Consider the following 21733-nt stretch of genomic DNA (forward strand, 5'->3'; position numbering starts at 1 on the left):
CAGGCAAGCCCCCCGGCAAGCATCGGAAGGAACTCCCGTGCCCCTGCGCTGTGTTGTCCTCGACGACTACCAGAACGTGGCGACCGGACTGGCCGACTGGTCGCCGCTCAAGGACACCGTGGAGGTCGTGAGCCTGCGTGAACACCTCGATAACGAGGCCGAGTTGGCCGCCGCCCTCGCCTCCGCCGACTTCGTCGTCACCCTGCGCGAACGCGTCCCCTTCCCCGCCTCACTCCTCGCCCGTCTCCCCCGCCTGAAGCTGCTCGTCGCCTCCGGGATGCGCAACTCCGTCATCGACTACGCCGCCGCGAAGGCGCACGGCGTCACCGTGTGCGGTACGGCCAGCTCCTCGGCCCCGCCCGTCGAACTGACCTGGGCGCTGCTGCTGGGCCTCGCCCGGGGGATCGTCGAGGAGAGCAACTCCCTGCGCGGCGGCGGCCCTTGGCAGCGAACCGTCGGCGCCGACCTGCACGGCCGTACCCTCGGACTGCTCGGCCTCGGCAAGATCGGCAGCCGCGTCGCACAGGTCGGCCTGGCCTTCGGCATGCGCGTCACCGCGTGGAGCCAGAACCTCACGCAAGAGCGCGCGGACGAAGTCGGCGTACAACTCGCCCCGTCCAAGGAGGAGTTGCTCGCGGACAGCGACTTCGTCTCGGTCCACCTCGCCCTCGGCGACCGCACCCGCGGTCTCCTGGGCCCCGCCGAACTCGCCCTCCTCAAGCCCACCGCGTACCTGATCAACACCTCACGCGCGGCGATCGTCGACCAGGACGCCCTGCTCGCCGCCCTGCACGAGGGCCGGATCGCCGGCGCCGGCCTCGACGTCTTCGACACCGAGCCCCTCCCCGCCGACCACCCGATGCGCACGGCCCCGCGCCTGCTCGCGACACCCCACCTCGGCTATGTGTCGCGGGCCAACTACGCGACGTACTACGGCCAGGCCGTCGAGAACATCCAGGCCTACCTGGCGGGCTCGCCCGTACGACAGCTGCCGTAGGGCCCGCCCGCCACGCGTCACGCCGCTGTCGGCCGCCGGTAGACACCCTCGCTCCGCCGCAGGTGGTGGAGGTCCACCAGGTAGCGCCGGAGCGTCACATGGTCGACCTCGCCCTCGTCGCACCAGGCGCGCAGCTTCTCGTTGACGGTCCGCTCGGGGTACTCGACGCCGGGGGCGAAGGTCTGCTCGGCGATGTGCTGGAGCACCACCTGCTTGCGGGTCCACTGGGCGGGGAGGCGGATCAGCCGGCCGCCCCGGACGAAGGTCCGCAGGATCATGTCGGTGTGCTCGTCGCCGGTGACCGGGCCGTCCTCGACCGGCTCGCCGCCCTCGCGGGCCAGCTTCTTGAACAGGTCGTAGTCGACGCGCAGTTCGCCGTCGTCCATGGTCTTCACCACGCCCTGTTCGCGCAGCCGCAGCAGGGCGGCGGCCGTGCCCCTCGGGGTGAGCCCCGCCACCTCGGCGACCCGCTCGGAGGTCTCCGCGCCCAGAGCCACCGCCGCGAAGGCGCGCACCCGGTTCTCCTCGGCGAACAGCCGGATCAGTTGGTCGGTTGCCATGTCCGGAGGCTAATGGACACCCAGCCGTCAAGGGCACCGAATTTCCGGCCGTCGAACACCCACTCCCGGCGCTCGAAGTCGTGTTCACCAAGGGTGATCCCCACGTCGGCGCCGTTACCAGCCATGCGCCGCCGCGTTGAACCCGAAGTGCGGTGGCGAGTCCTGCCGTCGCACTCATCGAACCAAAGGAGAACGTGATGTCTCGCATCGCGAAGGCGGCCGTCGTCGCCCTCGGCACGGGTGCCGTGGCGCTCGGTGGCGCCGGCCTGGCCATGGCGGACGCGGGCGCGCAGGGTGCGGCCGTCGGTTCGCCCGGCGTCCTGTCGGGCAACGTCGTGCAGGTCCCGGTCCACATCCCGGTCAACGTCTGCGGCAACACCGTCAGCGTCATCGGCCTGCTGAACCCGGCCTTCGGCAACACCTGCGCCAACGTGAGCGGCCACGACCACCCCGGCCACCCCGGCCCGGGCTACGGCGGCAACGGCTACGGCCACTGATCCGATCGCACGCGCGGACGGACGTACGCGAAGAGCCCCGGCACCTCAGGTGCCGGGGCTCTCCCCGTGTCCACATGTCCACGACCGGTCAGCCGTAGCGGTACACCGGCGTCACGCGTACCGGTAGATCGCGCTGACGTTCTCCAGCTGCTCCGGTGTCACGTCCCACGGCGGCATCCGCTCCTGCCTGGCCACGATCCGTCCCTCCTGGTCGTCACCCGCCCCCGGCGGCTTCGCCGGCAGATAGCGGGCGCCGCGGTGCTTGTTCTGCCAGCGGGACCACTGCAGGTCGACGAAGGCGTGGTGCAGCCAGAAGACGGGGTCGTTGACGGACGCGCCGCCGAGCATCACACCGCCGACCCACTTGTGGACCCGGTTGTGGTTGCGCCAGGACGCGCTGCCCGACCCGGTGCCCCAGCCTTCGAGCCGGTTGCGGAACCCCGTGCGGCAGGTCGAGTCCCAGGGCGCCGTGTCGTAGACGGGATCGGCGAGCGCCCCGTCCAGGTCGCTCTTCGTCGGCAGCGCGATCGGCGCGCCGGCCCGGCCGAGATCCCGGGTGAGGTACGGCTCGTCGGTGATCCCTTCCTTGATCTTCCACTTGCCCGCCGCGTAGGCGAACGGCCCGGTCGTCACCTGGTGGTCGGAGCGCCGCCCGGTGCCGCCGAGCAGGTCCTTGGTCCAGGGCGTGGCGGTCGCGCTGCGCTCCCGCGTCCAGTCCCAATAGGGCACCGTCACCGAGGAGTCGACCCGGCGCAGGGCCCGCTCCAGGTCCAGCAGGAACTGCCGGTGCCAGGGCAGGAAGGAGGGCGCCATGTGCGCCGACCGCAGTCCGTACTCCCCGTCGGGCACGAAGTACTCGACGTGCGTGCGCACGAACTCGTCGTACTCGCCCCGTCGTTTGATCTCCAGCAGCGCCGCCACGAACCGCCGCTTCTCGGCGCTCGTGAGCGTGCTGACGTCCTTACGCGTGTACGCCATGGTCTCCCCCCATGTGCATCGGACCGTCCGCCTCGCGCAGCTCCCGGCCGGGGCTCAGCTCGTCGACGGCCGCGCGGGTCGCCTCCAGGGCGGTCGGATACGAGCGGTAGTGGTCGACCATGCTCAGCCAGGTGCCGTCCGCGCGCCGCATCAGATGCAGCGGCCGGCCGTCCACCGTGACCTGCCACCCGTCCTTCAGCACACCGTGGATACGACGGCCCCGGTACGTCTCGTCGAAGGCGGTGTCCCCGGGGTCCGCGCCGGAGCGCGTGGGCCGCGAGGCCGCGACGACGGGCACGAGGGCCACGGCGAGGGCGGCACCGAACACCCCGCGCAGCGCCTCCCGCCGCGTCCTGCGCACCGGCCCGGGTCTCACCGGACTCAGCGGCTCCCCGCCCACCCGCACTCCACCGACGCTCACGCTCATGGCCCAACTCCCTCGTCCGTTCCGCCTCGTTCGAGGGGCTAACCGTCCGACACCCCGCCCGGTCACCATCCCGGCCGCAGGCAAACAGAGCGGACAGACAGAAGGGCCCGGGTCGCACCACCCGGGCCCTCGTCCACTCCGGCCCTACGGCCGTCCTCGCTCTTCCCGCGCTACGGCTTAGAGGCCGGCCCCCGTGACCAGGTCCGCGCCCGGCACGGTCTGCAGCACCGGGGCCAGGACGCCCAGCTGGGGCGCCTTCAGGTCCGGGAGGCCGAAGTTGTGGGGGTTGGGCGGGGTCAGCGGCACGTCCAGCGCCAGGCCCGGGGCCATCGTGCGCAGGTCGGAGGCGGGCGCGCTGACGCCGAGGTGGTCGAAGCCGTCGCCGAGGACGTGCGGCAGCGGTGCGCGCAGCTCGGCGCCGGGAAGCCCGCCGTGGACCGGGAGTTGGGGCAGGACCCGCTCCGGGATGAGCCGGCCCTCGACGTACCGCGGGCCCTCGGGCGCGCCCGGCATGGGCACCGGCACCTCCCCGCCCAGCTTGGGGAGTTCCATGCCGAGGGCGCTCTCCGCGCCCTCCAGCGGCACGGGCACGGGGACCGTGCCGAGCGCGGCGGCGGGGGTCGCGACGGCGGCGCCGGTCGCGGCCGCCACGGCCGTGATGACGGCGGCGATGGTTCCTCGGGTGGTCGACTTCATCTCGAGTACGGTCCCTTTCGGAATGCGGAGTCTCTGTGTGCTGACCGGGTAACGAGGCCGGGCAGGACAACAGTTCAAGATTCCCCCGGGTGCCGTAGTAATCAGCTTTCCGGAATTCCCGCCAGCGGGCCGGAACCGGCAATTCCCGCCCGCTGTCCGGTCGTCAGCCGCGCAGGCTGCGGGCGGGCAGGATGATGTGCGCGGCGGCGTTCAGGGTGTCCTCGGAACCGGCGAACTCGGCCAGCGCCTCGGGGGTGACGGGCTTGCCCGGCTCGGCCTCGGGCCACGGGCGGGTGGTGAACACGAGGTAGGCGAAGCCGCGTTCGCCGACCGCCGCGAGCCACTCGGGCGGCGGCACGCACTGGGCGTTGAGCTGCGGCATGTTGAGGACGGCCTGCCCGGACTCGACGAGCATGGTGATCGGCAGGCTGGGCTTGGTGGCGCCGTCGACGACGTTGCCGCCGACCGGGAGCCCGTTGTCGGTCAGCAGCCGTTCCACGGCGGCGGTGGCGGCCTCGGGGCCGTCCGCGGCGTCGCCCAGGGTGTAGGCGAGGAGGTAGGGCATGTCCCCGTCGGGGGCCTCGCCGCTCCACGCCAGGACGACGAGGGTGCCGAGGTCGGCGACGCGGAAGGGGCGCGTTTCGCTTGAGGTTGAGGTCACCGCGCGACCTTATCGACGGGCCGGAAGGCCCTCGGACGCGTTCTCACCCGTCCGGCCGATGGCGCGGGCGCCCCGCCACACGAACGAGGGACGCCTCTCGACGCCCCTCGAACACCACCGGAGAAACTCAGCCCTGCAGCGGCAGACCGCCGAGCAGCGGGTTGTGCTGGTTCAGCGCGGCGGTCGCACCCTTGACGGTGTTGAGCGCTGAGCCCTTGTTCTCGGTGTCGAGCGCGTCCGACTGGTGCTGCAGCGGCATCACGTCGGCGGGCTGGAGCTGACCACTGGTGAGGGTGTTGACGGCGCCGGTGAGGCTGGTGGGCGTCACGTCGGCGGGGCCGTAGGCGAACGCGGGCGCGGCGGCACCGGCGAGGGCGAGGGATCCGGCAACGACAGCGGCAGCCTTCAGGGACTTCATCGTGTTCCTTTCTTCGGCAACTCATGTCACCAGAGGGAATTCTGTCGCCCTGTGTAACGAGTTCCGGCCGGGGCGGAAACCCCGTGCGCAGAAAGTTTCTGCTGCCCACTCGAATGCAGCGTGTGTCTCATCGGCGTTTCCCATCCTCATACGAAAAGGCCGTGCACCTGAAAAGGCCGTCGGACCGATCCCGGAAAGGACCGGCCCGACGGCCGTTCTGCGACTGCTCTACGACTCTTCTACGACAGCTCGCGTCAGACGCCCGGAAGCGCCGGAACGGCCGGCACCGCCGGAAGCGCGGACGTCGACGGCAACGACGGCAGCGCGGGCAGACCGGGCAGGCTCGGCGCGGGCAGACCGCCGCCGAGCAGCGTGGCCGCGACCACGTTGACGAGGCCCGTCACGACACCGGTGACCGCCGGGACGACGCCGGAGACATCGCCGGAGGTGACCGCCGCGAGCAGCGTGGCGACCGCCTTCTGCAGGGAGGCGAGCGCGTCACCGGCGAGGTCGGCGGGCGCCTTGGAGTCGTCGCCGCTCTTGAGCGAGGGCAGCGCGGGCGCGGCGGGCGCCGCCGGCACAGCGGGTACGGCCGGGACCGCGGGAACCGCCGGAGCGGCCGGAGCCGCCGCGGTGATCTTGGCGATGGCCGCGGTGACGGCGTCGCCGAGCTTCTTCGCCTGGTCGGCGGAGAGCTGGCCGTTGTCGGCCTTGAGCGCCTGGGTCAGCAGGTCGGTGACGGGGGTGAGTACGCCGCCGACGTCGCCGAGGCCCTTGACCTGGGCGAGCAGTGCGTCAGCGCCCGGGACCGGCGCGCTCGACGCGGCGTGGACGTGCTTCCGCGCCGAGTCGTTGTCGGCCGCGACGGCCGAGGGGCCGGCGATTCCGATCAGGACGGTGGCACAGAGCACGGAGGACGCGACGCGCCGTGCGGGCAGACCACGCATGGGTGTTTCCTTTCGGTGGTGCTTCGGATCTTGAGCCCACCGTGAAAGCGCTCACCACCATCTGCAACCGGCCGGACGCGCCGGGTGACCGTCCGTCAGCCGCACGGTCGACGTCGTGCCTGGTGAGGGCCATGTCAAGACCGAAGCGCCGGACCCGCACCGCTACCGCCCATTCGGGGCAACACCGCCGAACGCCGACCGGCCGTCCCCCCGTGGAGACACCACGGGAGAACGGCCGGACTAAGTGATGCGCGCGGACGTCAGTCGTTGACGCAGACGTTGCCGAAGGCCGGGTTCAGCAGGCCGATGACGTTGACGGTGTTGCCGCAGACGTTGACCGGGACGTGAACCGGAACCTGGACGACGTTGCCCGACAGCACGCCCGGGGAGTGGGCGGCAGCGCCGTGCGCGTCGCTGTCCGCGGCGGCGATGCCGGCGGTGCCCGCCATGGCGGCGGCGGCAACGGAGGTCAGGACCAGGCCCTTCGCGATACGCGACATGGAGAGGTGCTCCTTGGGGTTGAAACAAACATCCGGGCGGGGATGCCCGGCGCTGTGTCAACGCGCGGCACCCAAAGGGGTTGTGCCGCCAATGGGGTGATCTCCCACAGGGCCGAGCTTCACCATTCCGACACAGTTGTCACGTTTCGCCGGATTAATACGGATAGCCACTAGAGTTGCACATCTCCCGAAGTACCCCTATAGCCATCAGATCGCACATAGGGGCCGTACTTCCCGAAAGGGCACCTCCGGTCATGCGCAATTCCCTGGGTCCGCTGCTGCGCCGGGCGTCGACGGGCGCTCTCGCCCTCGTCACGATCTGGGCCCCGGCCGCCTCCGGAGCGTCCGCCCCGCCCGCCGCCGAGGCCGGGCGTGTCCCGTTCGCCCAGCGCTATCACGCGCTCCAGCACGGCGGCATCGTCCGCGCGGCCAACACCTCCATCAGCTGCCGCCAGGACTCGGCAGCCTGCCCGGCCGTACGAGAAGGACAGAACGCGGTGAACGGCGACTTCGACATGTTCTACGTCGACGTCGACCGCGACCCGAACACCTACAACTCCTCCCGTGCGGAAGTCCGGTTGCCCGAGGGCGCCCGGGTCACGTACGCACGCCTGTACTGGGGCGGCAACCTCCGCGTGGGCGAGCAGAAGCCGCCCAAGGACGACGGGCGAGTGCTGGTCGCGGAGCCCGGCGGTGAGTACAAGGCGGTGCTCGCGGACACGGTCGTCGGGCACCGGGTGGCGGGCGGCGCGGACGCGTTCCAGGCCTCGGCGGACGTCACCAAGCTGGTCCGGGCGAGCGGTTCGGGTCCTTACACGGTGGCCCAGGTCAACACGGCGATGGGGAAGTCGGCGGCCGGGGCGTGGGGCGGCTGGACGCTCGTCGTGGCGTACGAGAAACCGCAGGAGCCGCTGCGCCGGCTGGAGCTGTGGGACGGCTTCGACGCGATGGACTCCCGTACCGGCGCCGAGATCCGGATGCGCGGGGTGCGTGTGCCCGCGCACGCCGGGGGACGCGCGGGCGTGGTGGCGTACAACGGGGATCGCGGCCGCACCGGGGATTCGCTCACGATCTCGACCGGTCGTACGAACGCCACCGCGCTCGGTGACAGCGCCAACCCCCGTGACGACGTGCTGAATTCCACGATCAGCGACCCGGGGGCGGCGCCTTCGGAGCGTGCGCCCGCGTATGCGAACACGCTCGGCTACGACTCCGATGTGTTCGATCTCGGCAAGGCGCTGCGTCCCGGCGGTGACCAGCTGGCCTTCCGGCTCGTTTCCCAGCGGGACGCGGCGTGGTTCGGGGCGCTCTTCGTCGCCGTCGACGCCCAGCAGTGAGGCGCGTTCCCGCCCGCAGTCCCGAGCACCACCCGTGAGCGAGGAAACCGCGCAATGCACCAGCCAGCAACCGACCTTCGGCCACGGGTCCTGCACCTCGCCCAGCCCGTGGACGCCGGGGTCGCCCGTGTCGTCATGGATCTGACGCGGGCTCAGCTCGCGTCCGGCCTGCACGTCACGGTCGCCTGCCCCGACGGCGGCGGCCTCGCTGACGGGGTCCGGGCGCTCGGCGCCGACGTACGACTGTGGGAGGCGACCCGGTCACCCGGTCCGGCGCTCCTCTCCGAGGTACGGCGGCTCGCCCGGGTGGTCGAGGAGGTGCGGCCCGATCTGGTGCACGCGCACAGCGCGAAGGCCGGGCTGGCCGGGCGGCTCGCCGTGCGGGGGCGGATCCCGACCGTGTTCCAGCCGCACGCCTGGTCGTTCGAGGCGGTCGGCGGGGTCACCGCCACGCTCGCCGTCGGCTGGGAGCGGTGGGGTGCGCGGTGGGCCACCCGGACGGTGTGCGTGAGCGAGGCGGAGCGTACGACCGGGCTGCGGGCCGGTGTCCGGGGCCGCTGGAGCGTGATCCCCAACGGGATCGACACCGAGCGCTTCCACCCCGCCGCCGTGGACACCGTACGGGCCGGGATCGAGCAGCTCGCCGGGGTCGATCCGGCGGCACCGCTGGTGGTGTGCGTGGGGCGGCTGTGCCGGCAGAAGGGCCAGGACGTCCTGCTGAACGCGTGGGACGGGGTCCTTGGGCGGGTGCCGAAGGCGCGGCTGGTGCTCGTCGGCGACGGGCCCGACCGTGCCGCGCTGCGTGAACTCGCCCCGGATTCCGTGCTGTTCGCGGGGTCCGTCACCGATCCCGTGCCCTGGTACCAGGCCGCCGACCTGGTGGTCCTGCCCTCGCGCTGGGAGGGCATGGCCCTTGCCCCGCTGGAGGCGATGGCCTGCGGGCGGCCCGTCGTCGTCACCGATGTCGCGGGCGCCCGCGAGAGCCTGCCCCCCGGTCTCGCACCCCGCTGCCTGGTCCCGGCCGAGAATCCGGCGGTGCTGTCCGGGGCCGTCGCCGAGCTGCTGCTCGACCCGCTGCTGTGCGAGTCCCTCGGCCACCAGGGACGCCGGTACGTCCAGTCCACGCACGACGTGCGGCACACCGCCGAAGCGGTCGCGGAGGTCTATCGCGACCTGCTCGGCGGCAAACCCGTCGTGCCCACCGAGTGCAGGGAGTCCATCCACTCGTGACTGCGGAAAGCACCGTCCCCTCCCCCGGCGGACAGCCACGGGACCACGGATTCTCGAACGTCTCGGTCATCCCCCGCCGCACCGGCGGCGGTTTCCGGTTCCCGGTCCTCCGTCCGCCCGCGCGGCCGGCCTCACCGCTGCCGTTGCTCGGCGCGGACCTCGCCGCCGCCCTGGTGGGCGCGCTCGCGCTCACCGGCAGCCGGCGCCGGCCGCTCCTGGTGGCGCTGCTGATCGCCGGGTCGATACTGCTGCGCCCGCATCTGCCCCGGGCCGTACCGCGCGTCCTCGACGAACTGCCCGCCGTCTGCGGCCGGATCGCGGTCGCGTGGCTCGCGCTCGGCACCCTCACAGCGGCCTACGCCCCCGATCGTGCCCTCTCCGCGCGCACCCTGCTCCTGGGCTTCGCCCTCCAGACGGCGGCCGGTTGCGTGGCACGCGGCGCGGTGCACCGGCGCCGCCGCAAGGCCCTGCTGAGCCACCCCCGCACCGCCCTGGTGATCGGCCCGGCGACGACCGCGCAGCGCGTGGCGGCGGCGCTGCTGCGGCACCCGAAGTGCGGGGTCGAGCCGGTCGGCATCGTCGCCGAACACCCTGACGGCACCGAGGGGTTGCCCGTGCTGACCACCGGCGAGGAGGTCGAGCGGGCCCTCATCCAGAACGGCGTCCGGGCCGTCCTCACCGTGCATCCCTCCGTACGGTCCGAACGCGGGCCGCTGCTGCGGGCGTTGGCGGAGTCGGGCTGTGTGGTCTGGGAGGTCGACGCCGACTCACCCTCGTACGAGATGCGCGACCAGCTCGCCGGATTCGCCTGCCGGCGGCTGGAGTTGGGGTCACGCAGGCCGGGCAGCTTCGGCAAGCGGGCGCTGGACGTACTGGCCTCCGGAACTCTTCTCCTCCTGGTCAGCCCCCTCCTCCTGGTGTGCGCGGTGGTGCTTCGGCTCACCGACGGACCCGGCGTCGTCTTCCGCCAGGAGCGCATCGGCAAGGACGGGCGCCCCTTCACCCTGCTGAAGTTCCGCACGCACCGCCCGGTCGACGAGCACGAGGCGGCGACCCGCTGGAGTGTCGCGGGCGAGCTGCAGATGAGCCGCTTCTGCCGCTTCCTGCGCGAGACCTCGCTGGACGAACTGCTCCAGCTCTGGAACGTGTTCCGGGGCGACATGAGCCTGGTCGGCCCGCGCCCCGAACGCCCCTACTTCGTCGCGGAGTTCAGCCAGACCTACCCCGGCTACGCGGCCCGCCACCGGATGCAGACCGGCATCACCGGCCTCGCCCAGATCCACGGGCTGCGCGGCGACACCTCGATCGAGGACCGCTGCCGGTTCGACAACGCGTACATCGACAACTGGTCGCTGTGGCAGGACATCTGCATCCTGGCCCGCACGGTGACCGCGCTCGTACGTCCGACCGGGAGCTGAGCCGTGAACCACCGAGTCCGCACGAACGCCCCTGTCCTGCCCGTACGTCCGGCGGGGAGCTGAGCCGTGATGCGCCGAGTCCGCGTGTTCGCCCCCGTCCTCCCGGTCGTCGCCGTGATCGCCCTGCTCGGTCTGCCGCTCGCCCCGGGCTCGGGCGGGGCCGGTCCGGCCGACGCGGTCTCCGGGCTCGTCGTGCTGTACTGCGGGATCCGGCTGCTGCGCGACCGGCGCCGCCCCCTGACCCCAACCGCCGTAGCGGTCATGGGACTTCCGGTCCTGGGCCTGTCGATCGCCGCGATGGGCGCGTCCTCACCGGGCGCCGGACTCAGCGGCCTGGGCCGCTACCTCCAGATCTTCGTGCTGGTGCCGGCGGCGGTCGTGTTGCTGATCCGGGACCGCCGCGACTTCCGCCTGCTGGCCTGGTCGTTCGTCGCACTCGCCGGGTGGCAGGGGGCGATCGGCGTCAAGCAGTACGTCACCGGGACCGGCGCCTCGTACCAGGGCGAGGACATCCGCGCCGTGGGCACCTTCGGCCCGACCGACGTGATGGGCATGGCGACGGTCGTGTCCTTCGGCCTGATCTGCGCGCTGGCCCTGGCCCTGGGCCGAAATGACGCACGGCAGCGGGCAGTTGCCGCCGCCTGCGCCTTCGCCCTCCTGCTCCCCCTCGCCCTCTCCTTCAGCCGGGGCGCCTGGATCGCGACGGCCGCGACCTGCGCGGTACAGCTGGCGCTGGCCGGACTGCGCCGCGCCCTGAAGGTGGCCGCGGCGGTGACGGCGGCGTGCGTGGTCCTGGTAGGCGGGCTGGGCGTCGGTACGGCGATGCTCCAGGAGCGGATCGACAGCATCACCCAGGTCACCGACGCCCCCGACCAGTCGGTGATCGACCGCTACACGATGTGGGCGGCGGCCACCGCCATGTGGCGCGAACACCCGCTGACCGGCGTCGGGTTGAAGGGCTTCCCCGAACACCGGGACGGCAACGCCTCGTTGGCCCTCTCCTCGGGCAGCGACACGGAGGGCGCAGGCGCCGCCTTCCTCAAGCAGCCCCTCCTCTCCCCGCACAACATGTACCTCCTGGTCCTCAGCGAACAGGGCCTGATCGGCCTCGTCACCCTCGCCGGCAGCTGCCTGTCCCTGCTGGTGTGCGCGTTGCGCGGCCTGTTCCGGGTCCACCGCTCCGGGCACCCCGGCCTCGACTGCGCACTGGTCTCCAGCGGCCTCCTGATCTGGCAGTTGATCGACTTCATGTACGCAGACATCGGCGGCCCGTCGACAGTCCTCACGGCGGTGGTCCTCGGCCTGGCGGCGTGGTGGTCACTGGTAGGCGCAAACGAGGAGGAGCAGCGGGCTGCGGCAGCTCCGGTGCGCACACGCGCCGAAGGGGCCCTGGCCCGATGACGGTGACGGGCGACACCCCGAGGGACAGCGCCCTAAAGGGGCGCGGGGCTGTATCGATCAGCGGCTCCGCCGCGGGGCGCGACCAGCCCCCACGGCGCGACACCCGCGAGACAACCTCAGGACCCACAACCGACGAATCCGACACCGCCCCACTCTTCCCACAAGCACGCGCTGAAACCCCGGCGCCGCCCGAAACCCCCGCCCCGGAATCCCGCGGCTTCCTGGCCAAAGCCGCACTGATCACCGCCGTCCTCTCCATCACCGGCTCCCTCCTGGGCCTCGCCAGAGACCAGTCCCTCGCCCGCCTCTTCGGCGCCGGCAGCGAAACAGACGCCTTCCTCGTCGCCTGGACCATCCCGGAGTTCGCCGCCACCCTCCTGATCGAGGACGGCCTGGCCTTCGCCCTGATCCCGGCATTCAGCATGGCCCTGGCCCGCCGAGCGCAAGGCGCCCCCGGCGACCCCGTCCGCGCCCTGGTCGCCACCACCCTCCCCCGCCTGACCCTGGCGTTCATCGCGGTGTCGGCCCTGCTCATCGGCACCGCGCCCTACCTGGTCGAGGCCCTCGCCCCCGGCCTGCCGAACCCCGCCCTCGCCATCAGCTGCACCCGCGTCACCGCGACCTGCGTCCTGAGCTTCGGCCTCGCCGGCTACTGCAGCGCGGCCCTCCGCGCCCACCGCCGCTTCGTGGCCCCGGCCGCGATCTACGTGGCGTACAACGTCGGCATCATCGCCGGGATGTACGCCTTCGGCGCCCACTGGGGCGTACGGTCGGCGGCCCTCGGCGTGGCAGCGGGCGGCTTCCTGATGGTGCTGACCCAAGTCCCGGCGCTGTGGCGGCAGTTGACGAGTCACAAGCCCGCCACCCCGGACGCGGACACCGGCCCCGACGCGCCCCGTCCGATGAACCTCGCGCTGATGGCCACCGTGCTGCTCTTCGCGCTGTGCCGTCAGTCGCAGGTCCTGATCGAGCGCTTCCTCGCCTCCCATCTCCCGGCCGGCGCCATCTCGCATCTGAACTACGCGCAGAAGGTCGCCCAGATGCCGATGGTGCTCTCGCTGATGCTGTGCACGGTCACCTTCCCGGTGGTCGCGCGAGCGCTCGCCGAGGGCGACACCGAGAAGGCCCGCAACCGTGTGGAGCGCGACCTCGCACTCGCCGCCTGCCTGGTGCTGCTCGGCGCCGCCACGGTGATCGCCTGCGCCCCGCAGATCATCCAACTCCTCTTCCAGCGGGGCGCGTTCACCGCCCACGACACCGCCGCCACGGCCGACGTGATGCGCGTGTACGCCCTCGGGCTGCTCGGCCAGACCCTGGTCGGCGTCCTGGTCCGCTCGTACTTCTCGGCGGGCCGCCCCACCTGGTACCCGGTCGGCGCGATGGCCGCCGGCATCGCCGTGACCGCCTGGATCGGCGCCTGGGCGGTCGACCCCTGGGGCGTCCTCGGCATCGCCGTCGCCAACGCCACCGGCATCACCTTCACCGCCGTACTCCTACTGTACGGATCGGGCCCGCGCAGTGTCCCGATCCGCACCCGGCAGGTCCTGATCGAGCTGAGCCGGCCGGTGCGCGCGGCGGCGGTCGCGACGGTCGCCGGGGCGTTCGCCGCCCACGCGCTGCCCTCGCCGCTGCTCGGTCTCGCCGTCGGCTGCACGACCGTCACCGTCGTCTTCGTCCTGCTCGGCTGGGCCCTGGGCGCCCAGGGCTTCGCACCCGCACTGGAATCCGTACGCTCCGTCACACGAAGGCTCATCCATGGCCGCTCCCGTTGATTCCCCGACCACCGGCAGACGCGTCACGGGCCCGGTCCCGTGGGTGGCGATGTACCACTCCGTAGGCGACTGCTCCGACGACCCCTACCGCATCACGGTCACCCCCGACCGCCTTGGACAGCAGCTGAGTTGGCTGCGCAGGCGCGGTCTGCGGGGTGTGTCCATGGCCGACCTGCTCGCCGCCCGCGCACGGGGTGAGGGGCACGGTCTGGTCGGTCTCACCTTCGACGACGGCTACGCCGACTTCGTCGACAACGCCCTTCCCCTGCTGGCCCGTTGGGACTGCGGCGCCACCCTCTTCGTCCTCCCCGGCAGGCTCGCCGGCGACAACGCCTGGGACCCGCTGGGCCCGCGCAAACCCCTCCTCACCGCGGACGGCATCCGGCACGCGGCCGCCGAGGGCGTGGAGATCGGCTCCCACGGCCTGACCCACGTCGACCTCACGCAGGCGGACGACGCCACCTTGCGCGCCGAGGTCGCCGAAAGCCGTTCCCGGCTGCAGGAGTTGCTCAACTCCCCCGTCGACGGCTTCTGTTACCCCTACGGCACGATCGACGCCCGCGCCATGGACGCCGTACGCGAGGCCGGTTACGCCTACGCCTGCGCCATCGACCCCGGCGACCTCAACGGCCCGCACGCGCTCCCCCGCGTCCACATCGGCCAGAACGACACCGCCGCACGCCTCTTCCTCAAGTACCGGCTGCACCGCCTGCGCCGCCGCCCGGTAAAGGGGCTCGGATGAAGGCCCTGCACATCATCACCGGGCTCGGCGTCGGCGGCGCCGAGCAGCAACTGCGGCTGCTCATCCGCCACTTGCCGGTCGACTGCGACGTCGTGACGCTCACCAACCCGGGCGCGGTCGCCGACGGCCTGACCGCCGACGGGGTGCGCGTCTTCCACCTCGGCATGACCGGCAACCGCGACCTCGCCGCCCTCCCCCGCCTGGTCCGGCTCATCCGCACCGGCCGCTACGACCTCGTGCACACCCACCTCTACCGCGCCTGCGTCTACGGCCGGCTCGCCGCCCGGATCGCGGGCGTGAAGGCGGTCGTCGCCACCGAACACTCCCTGGGCGACTCGCAGATGGAGGGCCGCAGCCTCGGCGCCGGGGTCCGCGCCCTGTACCTCGCCAGCGAGCGGCTCGGCCGTTCCACGGTCGCCGTGTCCCCCACGGTCGCCGAGCGCCTGAAGCGGTGGGGCGTGCCCGCGCCGCGCATCGAAGTGGTCCCCAACGGCATCGACCTGGACCGCTTCCGCTTCGACCCGGTCCAGCGCCTGCGCACCCGCCAACGCCTCGGCCTGCCCGAGGGCGCGTACGTCGTCGGCGGCATCGGCCGCCTCGCCGCCGGCAAACGCTTCGACGTCCTGATCCGCGCCCTTGCCCAACTCCCGGACGACTACTGGCTGTTGCTGGTGGGCGGCGGCACCGAGGAGAACCTCCTGCGCCGTACGGCCCACGACTACGGGGTCGCCGACCGGGTGCTGTTCACCGGCGAACGCCCCTACGTACCCGACGGCTCACCGGGCCCCGACCTGCCCTCCCTCACCGCCGCCATGGACCTGCTCGCCTCGCCGTGCCCCGAGGAGGCCTTCGGCCTGGCGGTCGTAGAAGGTCTGGCGTCCGGGCTGCCCGTGCTCTATGCCTCCTGCCCCGCCATCGAGGACCTCCCACCGCAGGCCGCGGCCAGCGCCCGGCGTGTGCAGGGCGGGCCAGAGGTCTTCGCCCGCGCGCTGGCGGCGGCCCGCGCGCGGGGCCCGCGTCCACGCACCGCCCCGGACGCCGCCCACCACTACTGCATCACCCGCAGCGCCGCCCAACTCATGGACGTGTACGCGGCCGCGGTCTCCACCTCGTCGCCGTCCCCCGCACCCCAGGGAGCCAGTTCCTCATGACCGAGATCCGACACCACCGCCCCCTCGCCCGCGCCAAAGCCCTCCCGGCCTGGTCCCTCCTCGCGGCCGGCGCCGTGACCGGCGGCCTGCTCGGCGGCGCGTACGGCGTCGTCAAGACACCGACGTACACGGCCACCAGCTACGTCATCGCCGTACCGACCGACAAGGCCGACTCGTCGACCGCGCTCGGCTTCGCGCAGGCCTACGGCCGGGTCGCCACGCAGCTCGCGGTGCTCGGGGACGCGCAGGTGTGGGCGGGCGTGCCGGTGAAGACGCTCCAGTCGAGCGTGCAGACGGCGACCTCGCCGGACGCGCCGATGGTCGCCGTCACGGCCACCTCCTCGCGCGCCGACCTCGCCGCCGACATGGCCAACGCCGTGTCCCGCTCGCTGACCGTGCACGCGAACGACGCGAAGGACTCGACCCACGTCGAACTCCAGACCTTCGCCCGTGCCATCAAGCCGGCCGCGCCCACCTCGGCCTCGGCCGCGGTGACCGGCCTGGTCGGCGCGAGCGCGGGCGGTCTCCTCGGCGGCCTGCTGCTGCTCGTACGTCCGCGCCGGACCACCGAGGAGACCGGCCGCCCGGCCTCCGTGCCCAGCCCGGCCACCGCGGCCGACGTCCTGTGACACCGGTGTACTCGACCGAACTCGTCACCGACGCCCAGGAGTTCGCCGAACTGGCCCCGGCCTGGGGCAGGTTGTACCAGAAGTGCGGCGCGGCGACCCCGTTCCAGAGCCACGCCTGGCTGCACTCCTGGTGGCTGTCGTACGGCCGAACGGGCCGACTGCGTCTGCTCGTTGTCCGCGACGGCCGCGAACTCGTCGCCGCCGCACCCCTGATGCTCGTACGACGCCCGGTGCCCTCACTGGTCCCCCTCGGCGGGGCGATCTCCGACTACGGTGACGTCCTGCTGGACGACGACCACGGCGACCCGGCCGTCGCCGCGCTCACCAAGGGCCTCGCCTCCGCCGCCCGCACCGCGCTGATCGACTTCCGCGAGGTGCGCCCCGGCGGCGCGGTCGAGCGCGTCTACGACGGCTGGCGTGGCCCCCGCCGCCGGGTCCACGACTCGCTGTGCCTGGAACTGCCCGCCGTACCGATGGACGAACTGGTCGCCCGTCTCCCCTCCTCCAAGGCCCAACGCGTCCGCGCCAAACTCCGCAAGCTGACCGCACTCGGCGTCGAGCGTCAGATCGTACGACCGGACGAGGTGGACGGAGCGCTCCGGCGCCTGCTGGAACTGCACCAACTCCAGTGGCAGGGACGGAAAGTGACGTCCGAGCATCTCCAGACCCGGTTCTGCGAACACCTCGTGCGCTCGGTCGGACCGATGGTGCGCTCCGGCGACGCCGTCGTCACCGAGTTCCGGCTCGACGAGGACGTGGTCGCCGTAGACCTCACGCTGCTGTCGCGGCGGCTCGCGGGCGGTTATCTCTACGGAGCCCATCCGCGGCTGCGGGAGCGGAAGGCGGATGTGGCGGTGATGCTGCTCGACGCGTGCGCCGAGCACACCGGCGTCGACGGGCCCCGCACGCTGAGCCTGCTGCGCGGGGACGAGCCGTACAAGCATCACTGGCGGCCCGAACCGGTCGTCAATCAACGGCTGTTGCTGGCCCGGCGGCGCACGGCGCCGCTGATGGCGGCGGTCGTCTGCGATGTCGCCGCGCGCCGACGGGGCAAGGCGGTCCTGCGGAAGTGGAAGGAGCGCGGTGGCGACGGACCGTGAGCGGCCCGCCGCCACCCCTGGTTCAGCGGTCGCGCTGCCACCAGTCGAACTTCACGCACAGCTTCCCGCCGAGCCAGTACTCCACCCAGTCGCCCAGCTCGACCGGCGAGCAGTTGGCCGGGTGCGTCGGGGTGGGCGGTGTGGGCGGCTTCGTGGGCTCCGGGGTGACCGGGGTCGTGGGTGTCGTCGGTGTCGTGGGCGCGGTCGGTGTCGTGGGCGGGTCCTCGGTGCGACCGAACAGGACCGAGCGGTAGACCTTGGACGACTTCGGGTTGTCGGAGCACTGCCACACACCGTGCGGGCAGTAGTCGGTCACCGTGTTGTACAGCGGTTTGTGCTCGTCCATCCAGGCGAGCATGCGCTTCATGTACTCCGCGTTGTCTCCGTTGCGGAAGAGTCCCCATTCAGGATAGGAGATGGGCTTGCCGTGGGATTTCGCGAAGTCCACGTGTGCCTGAAGTCCGTAGGGCTCTTTCACCTGTTCGTCGAACGTCAGCCCGGAAGGCTGGTCGTACGAATCCATGCCGACGATGTCGACCGAGTCGTCCCCCGGATAACACTGCGTCCAGGGAACGGCGTCCCGGCCGCGGCTCGGAGTGAAGTCGAACCGGAATTTCTGGCCCGGCACCGAGCGCATCGTGGTGACGATCCTGTTCCAGTACTTCTTCCAGGCCTCCGGGTCCGGCCCGCAGCGAGAGGTGTACGTGGTGCCGTTCATCTCCCAGCCGAGCACGATCACGGTGTCCGGCACCTTCAGGTCGACCAGTCGCTGGGCGAGGGCCTTGAAGTGCTGATCGAACTGGCCGGCCGCGCCCTGCTGGAGGAGCCGCCGCACCTGGAAGTCGGAGACGCCGTCCTCGTTGTGCTCCTGCATCGGCACGTTGAGGACGAGCATCCGGTCGGACTTCTCGGTACGCCAGTCCGCCCACACGTCGAGGAGACCGGGGGCGCCCTCGATGTCGCTCCAGTCGTTGCCGGGCAGGTAGGTGTGGCCGACGCGCAGTTCGGCACCGCCCAGCCAGCTGCTCAGCGCCGCCATACGGGCCACACCGCGAGCCCCGGAGTCGAGGAAGGCACCGAAGGCGGGGGCGGGCGTCTTGGCCGGTACTACAACGGCCGGAGTCGTGGGTGTGGTGGTCACGGGAGCGGGCGGATCGGTGGCTCGCGCCACCTCCGCTCCCGCCGCGAACCCGGGACCCGACGCGAAAGCCGCCGACGCGGCGACCGTAGCCGCGATGAAGGCCAGCCGGGCGGTCCGGGACCGTCGCTGCTGTGGGGCCATGCCTGCTCCTCTCTCCACTCTCGTACTCCGTTCCGACTTTGCTTTTCCTTCTACTGACACTCAGTCATATGAATATGAATTACGCCACCGCCGTTACGGCTTCCGAGTTCCCCTATCGCCCGCACGGGTGAACCGAACCGAAGGAAACAGTCCGTGTCGCTGTTCGACATCCGTGTCCCCGCAGTTCTGTTGCGGATCGACCGGAATCCCTTTCACCACGGAACGCTGGGTGCCGTGCGTTCGCTGGGCCGGGCGGGAGTGGAGGTGCATGTGGTCGCCGATTCCGCCGGAAGTCCCGTACGCAGCTCCCGCTTTGTCTGCCAGATGCATCCCCCGCCGCCGCCCGGCGCGTCTCCCGGCGAGATCGCCGTCACGCTCCGGCGGGTGGCGTCGCGGATCGCGCGTCCCGCCGTACTGATCCCGATGGACGACGCGAGCGCCGTCGCGGTCGGCCGGCTGAGCGACGAACTCGCGCCCTCCTACCTGCTGCCGCAGCAGCCCGGCGCGCTGGCCGAACGGGTCGCGGACAAGGCCGAACTGGCGGCCGTGTGCGCGAGCGCGGACATCCCGCACCCGGTGACGCTGATCCCGGAGAGCCCGGCGCAGGCGGCGAGTGCCGCCTGGCAACTGGGGCTGCCGGTGGTCGCGAAGTGGAGCCGGCCCTGGCTGGTGCCGGCCGGGACCGGGCTGCGCAGCACAGTGGTGGTGCGCAGCGCACAGGAGGCGCGCGAGTTGTATCTGCGCGCCGAGGAGGCGGGCAGCCGGCTGCTGTTGCAGGCGTTCCTGCCCTCGGGGGCCGACCGTGACTGGTTCTTCCACGGGTACGCCGACCGGTCGGGTGCCGTGCGCGGCGGTGGCCCCGGCCGCAAGCAGCGGGCCTGGCCGCGCGGTGCGGGTCTGACGGCGGTGGGCAGTTGGACTTCCAACCCGCAGGTGCAGGCGCTCGCCGAACGTCTCACCTCCTCGCTCGGCTACCGCGGCATCTTCGACCTGGACTTCCGCCGCTGCGGCTCGACCGGCCGCTATCACCTGCTCGACTTCAACCCGCGGCCCGGCGCCCAGTTCCGGCTCTTCGCCGACTCCGCGGGCCTGGACGTCGTCCGAGCGCTGCACCTGGATCTGACCCACCGTCCGCTGCCGGACGGGGCGCCGCGGCCGGGACGGTCGTTCGTGGTGGAGAACTACGCGCCGCTCAGCGCGCTGCGCCCGGCGCCCCGTGGGCGCGAGCTGGCCTGGTACGCGCCGGACGACCGGGCGCCGGGCCGGGCGATGTGGGGACTATGGGGCCTGCATGTGCTGCGCAAGGTGCGGGAGCGGCTGGGCGGGCCGACCGCGCGCACGACGGAGGCGCGGGTGGTCCGACAGGCGGGCGAGAGTCTCCCCAACGGGCCTGTCGAACCAGCCGAGTTGACCAGGCTGACCGAGTTGAGCGATGACGAGAAAGCGAGCAACTGCTGATGTACGACCTGCTGGTGGTGGGCGCGGGCCCGTACGGCCTGTCCATCGCGTCCCACGCCGCGGCCGCGGGGCTGAACCTGCGCGTCTTCGGCCGGCCGATGGCGTCCTGGCGCGACCACATGCCCCGGGGCATGTTCCTCAAGTCGGAGCCCTGGGCCTCCAACCTGTCCGACCCTGAAGGCCGTTGGCCGCTCGACGTGTACTGCGCCGGCCAGGGCGTGGAGTCCCGGCACGGGGAGCCGATCCCGGTCGAGATGTTCGCCGACTACGGCCTCTGGTTCGCGCGGAACGCCGTGCCCGAGGTCGACGAGCGGACCGTGGAGCGGATCGCGCCGGTGCCGGGCGGCTTCGAGGCGGTGACCGACGACGGCACGGTGCTGCACGCCCGGGCCGTCGCGCTCGCGGTCGGTGTCATGCCCTTCGTCGAAATCCCGTCCGCGCTACGGGGGTTGGGCCGGTCCCTCGTCTCGCACAGCAGCCACCACAGCGCGCTGGACGACTTCCGCGGCAAGGACGTCACCGTGATCGGCGGCGGCCAGGCGGCGCTGGAGACGGCGGCACTGCTCGCCGAACAGGGCACGCGGGTACGGGTGTTGGCGCGGGCCGACGAACTGTTCTGGAACGACGTGCCGCCGGCGTGGGAGCGCCCGTGGTGGCAGGAGGCCCGCTCCCCGCACAGCGGCCTGGGTCCCGGCTGGCGCAACTGGTTCTACTCGGAGCGCCCCGGCCTCTTCCACCGGCTCCCGGAGTCGACCCGGGCCAGGATCGCGGCCACGGCCCTCGGTCCTGCGGGCGCCTGGTGGGTGCGGGACCGGGTCGAAGGGGCGGTGGAGGTGCTGCTCGGCCACGAGGTCGCGGCGGCCGACGTGGTGCCGGGCGGGGTCCGTCTGGAGACGGTGGGCCGGGCGGGCGGGACACGCTCCCTGGAGACCGAACACGTCATCGCGGCAACGGGGTTCAAGGCGACGACCGGCCGACTCGGGCTGCTCTCCAGCGAGTTGAGGGGGTCCCTGACCGCGGTCGATGACGGTTCCCCGGAAATCGGCCGGGACTTCGAGTCCTCACACCCCGGCCTCTTCATGGCGGGCCTGGTGACGGCCTCGGGCTTCGGCCCGGCGATGCGCTTCGTGCACGGCGCCACGTACACGGCGGGCGCGCTGGTGCGGGGAGTTGAGCGCCGGCTGCACTCGGAACCGCGCGGCGGCACGATCCCGGCACCGGGACGACGGGGCACGCCGGCCTTCGTACGGCGCTGACGGCGCGGGTGTGCCGGGCGGTGACGTCCGGCACCCCGTGCGCATTACCTACGGGACGCAGCTCGGCCTCGTCGGTAGAGGATCGTGCCACCCGCGATCAGCGCGGCACTGACACCCGAAGTGGCCAGCATGGCCTCACTGCCGGTGTGCGCCAGAACGGGCGGCGGGGTGTGCTCCCCACCGGTGGGCGGAGGCGTGTGATGCCCGCCCGTGGGAGGAGGCGGGGTGTGCTCACCACCGGTGGGCGGCTTGGAGTGATACGCTCCCGGGGGCTGC

General features: G+C 72.3%; 22 protein-coding genes and 1 pseudogene. 13 read left to right on the forward strand and 10 right to left on the reverse strand.

Annotated elements, in window-relative coordinates:
- Nucleotides 1-37: 37 nt before the first annotated feature.
- Nucleotides 38-997, forward strand: coding sequence for a D-2-hydroxyacid dehydrogenase family protein (locus ACFWP5_RS36040; protein ID WP_384166545.1), 960 nt, complete (start codon nt 38-40; stop codon nt 995-997).
- A 17-nt stretch (nt 998-1014) separates the two neighbouring features.
- On the opposite strand, the gene ACFWP5_RS36045 is transcribed toward ACFWP5_RS36040, so the two are convergent.
- The gene (locus ACFWP5_RS36045) at nt 1015-1557 is read right to left on the reverse strand and encodes a DUF2087 domain-containing protein (RefSeq protein ID WP_384166548.1); all 543 of its coding nucleotides are present in this window, start codon (nt 1555-1557) and stop codon (nt 1015-1017) included.
- A gap of 197 nt (nt 1558-1754) precedes the next feature.
- On the opposite strand from ACFWP5_RS36045, the gene ACFWP5_RS36050 reads away from it, so the two are divergent.
- The gene (locus tag ACFWP5_RS36050; RefSeq protein ID WP_384166551.1) at nt 1755-2054 is read left to right on the forward strand and encodes a chaplin; all 300 of its coding nucleotides are present in this window, start codon (nt 1755-1757) and stop codon (nt 2052-2054) included.
- Nucleotides 2055-2165: 111 nt separating this feature from the next.
- On the opposite strand, the gene ACFWP5_RS36055 is transcribed toward ACFWP5_RS36050, so the two are convergent.
- The 7 genes from ACFWP5_RS36055 to chpG form a co-directional block, all read right to left on the reverse strand.
- Entirely contained in the window at nt 2166-3032 is an 867-nt protein-coding gene (locus ACFWP5_RS36055; protein ID WP_384166554.1) for a tyrosinase family protein, read from the reverse strand.
- On the reverse strand, nt 3016-3459 hold the full coding sequence (locus tag ACFWP5_RS36060) for a tyrosinase family oxidase copper chaperone (RefSeq protein WP_384166557.1): 444 nt from the start codon (nt 3457-3459) through the stop codon (nt 3016-3018). Before ACFWP5_RS36060 ends, ACFWP5_RS36055 begins: the two co-directional genes overlap by 17 nt.
- A gap of 177 nt (nt 3460-3636) precedes the next feature.
- Nucleotides 3637-4155, reverse strand: a complete 519-nt coding sequence (locus ACFWP5_RS36065) for a hypothetical protein (RefSeq protein WP_384166560.1) — start codon at nt 4153-4155, stop codon at nt 3637-3639.
- A 163-nt stretch (nt 4156-4318) separates the two neighbouring features.
- Nucleotides 4319-4816, reverse strand: a complete 498-nt coding sequence (locus tag ACFWP5_RS36070; protein ID WP_328683267.1) for a DUF5949 family protein — start codon at nt 4814-4816, stop codon at nt 4319-4321.
- A gap of 127 nt (nt 4817-4943) precedes the next feature.
- On the reverse strand, nt 4944-5234 hold the full coding sequence (locus tag ACFWP5_RS36075; protein ID WP_384166563.1) for a hypothetical protein: 291 nt from the start codon (nt 5232-5234) through the stop codon (nt 4944-4946).
- A gap of 254 nt (nt 5235-5488) precedes the next feature.
- Entirely contained in the window at nt 5489-6181 is a 693-nt protein-coding gene (locus ACFWP5_RS36080; RefSeq protein ID WP_384166566.1) for a hypothetical protein, read from the reverse strand.
- 260 nt (nt 6182-6441) lie between these two features.
- Nucleotides 6442-6681: a chaplin ChpG gene (chpG, locus tag ACFWP5_RS36085; RefSeq protein ID WP_384166569.1), complete on the reverse strand. Its 240-nt coding sequence runs from the start codon at nt 6679-6681 to the stop codon at nt 6442-6444.
- Between the two features lie 254 nt (nt 6682-6935).
- Between chpG and ACFWP5_RS36090 the strand changes: the two genes are divergently transcribed.
- The 9 genes from ACFWP5_RS36090 (at nt 6936) to ACFWP5_RS36130 (ending at nt 17461) form a co-directional block, all read left to right on the forward strand.
- Nucleotides 6936-8018 (forward strand): DUF3344 domain-containing protein, encoded by a 1083-nt coding sequence (locus ACFWP5_RS36090; protein ID WP_384166572.1) that lies wholly within the window; start codon nt 6936-6938, stop codon nt 8016-8018.
- A gap of 54 nt (nt 8019-8072) precedes the next feature.
- Nucleotides 8073-9248 (forward strand): glycosyltransferase, encoded by a 1176-nt coding sequence (locus ACFWP5_RS36095; RefSeq protein ID WP_384166575.1) that lies wholly within the window; start codon nt 8073-8075, stop codon nt 9246-9248.
- On the forward strand, nt 9245-10666 hold the full coding sequence (locus tag ACFWP5_RS36100) for an exopolysaccharide biosynthesis polyprenyl glycosylphosphotransferase (protein ID WP_384166578.1): 1422 nt from the start codon (nt 9245-9247) through the stop codon (nt 10664-10666). The genes ACFWP5_RS36095 and ACFWP5_RS36100 overlap by 4 nt, the downstream gene beginning before the upstream one ends.
- Nucleotides 10667-10735: 69 nt before the next feature.
- Nucleotides 10736-12067: an O-antigen ligase family protein gene (locus tag ACFWP5_RS36105; protein ID WP_384166581.1), complete on the forward strand. Its 1332-nt coding sequence runs from the start codon at nt 10736-10738 to the stop codon at nt 12065-12067.
- A complete protein-coding gene (gene murJ / locus ACFWP5_RS36110) occupies nt 12064-13839 on the forward strand; it encodes a murein biosynthesis integral membrane protein MurJ (RefSeq protein ID WP_384166584.1) in 1776 nt (591 codons plus the stop codon). Before ACFWP5_RS36105 ends, murJ begins: the two co-directional genes overlap by 4 nt.
- Nucleotides 13823-14581 (forward strand): polysaccharide deacetylase family protein, encoded by a 759-nt coding sequence (locus tag ACFWP5_RS36115; protein ID WP_384166587.1) that lies wholly within the window; start codon nt 13823-13825, stop codon nt 14579-14581. The genes murJ and ACFWP5_RS36115 overlap by 17 nt, the downstream gene beginning before the upstream one ends.
- Nucleotides 14578-15732, forward strand: coding sequence for a glycosyltransferase (locus ACFWP5_RS36120; RefSeq protein WP_384166590.1), 1155 nt, complete (start codon nt 14578-14580; stop codon nt 15730-15732). The genes ACFWP5_RS36115 and ACFWP5_RS36120 overlap by 4 nt, the downstream gene beginning before the upstream one ends.
- Nucleotides 15729-16361, forward strand: a complete 633-nt coding sequence (locus tag ACFWP5_RS36125; protein ID WP_384166593.1) for a lipopolysaccharide biosynthesis protein — start codon at nt 15729-15731, stop codon at nt 16359-16361. The genes ACFWP5_RS36120 and ACFWP5_RS36125 overlap by 4 nt, the downstream gene beginning before the upstream one ends.
- A 5-nt stretch (nt 16362-16366) precedes the next feature.
- Nucleotides 16367-17461, forward strand: coding sequence for a GNAT family N-acetyltransferase (locus ACFWP5_RS36130; RefSeq protein WP_384166595.1), 1095 nt, complete (start codon nt 16367-16369; stop codon nt 17459-17461).
- Between the two features lie 22 nt (nt 17462-17483).
- Here ACFWP5_RS36130 and ACFWP5_RS36135 read toward each other — a convergent pair whose 3' ends face one another.
- Nucleotides 17484-18743, reverse strand: coding sequence for a glycoside hydrolase family 26 protein (locus ACFWP5_RS36135; RefSeq protein ID WP_384166599.1), 1260 nt, complete (start codon nt 18741-18743; stop codon nt 17484-17486).
- Between the two features lie 153 nt (nt 18744-18896).
- Here ACFWP5_RS36135 and ACFWP5_RS36140 point away from each other — a divergent pair, with 153 nt between their 5' ends.
- Nucleotides 18897-20201 carry an ATP-grasp domain-containing protein gene (locus tag ACFWP5_RS36140; RefSeq protein ID WP_384166602.1) on the forward strand — a complete coding sequence of 435 codons (1305 nt, stop codon included), beginning with the start codon at nt 18897-18899 and terminating at the stop codon, nt 20199-20201.
- Nucleotides 20201-21457 carry an NAD(P)-binding domain-containing protein gene (locus tag ACFWP5_RS36145; protein ID WP_384166605.1) on the forward strand — a complete coding sequence of 419 codons (1257 nt, stop codon included), beginning with the start codon at nt 20201-20203 and terminating at the stop codon, nt 21455-21457. The genes ACFWP5_RS36140 and ACFWP5_RS36145 overlap by 1 nt, the downstream gene beginning before the upstream one ends.
- A gap of 44 nt (nt 21458-21501) precedes the next feature.
- On the opposite strand, the pseudogene ACFWP5_RS36150 reads toward ACFWP5_RS36145, so the two are convergent.
- Nucleotides 21502-21733, reverse strand: a pseudogene (locus tag ACFWP5_RS36150) (hypothetical protein); the annotation flags it as partial.

It is taken from the genome of Streptomyces sp. NPDC058469 (assembly GCF_042721125.1).
Lineage (GTDB): Bacteria > Actinomycetota > Actinomycetes > Streptomycetales > Streptomycetaceae > Streptomyces.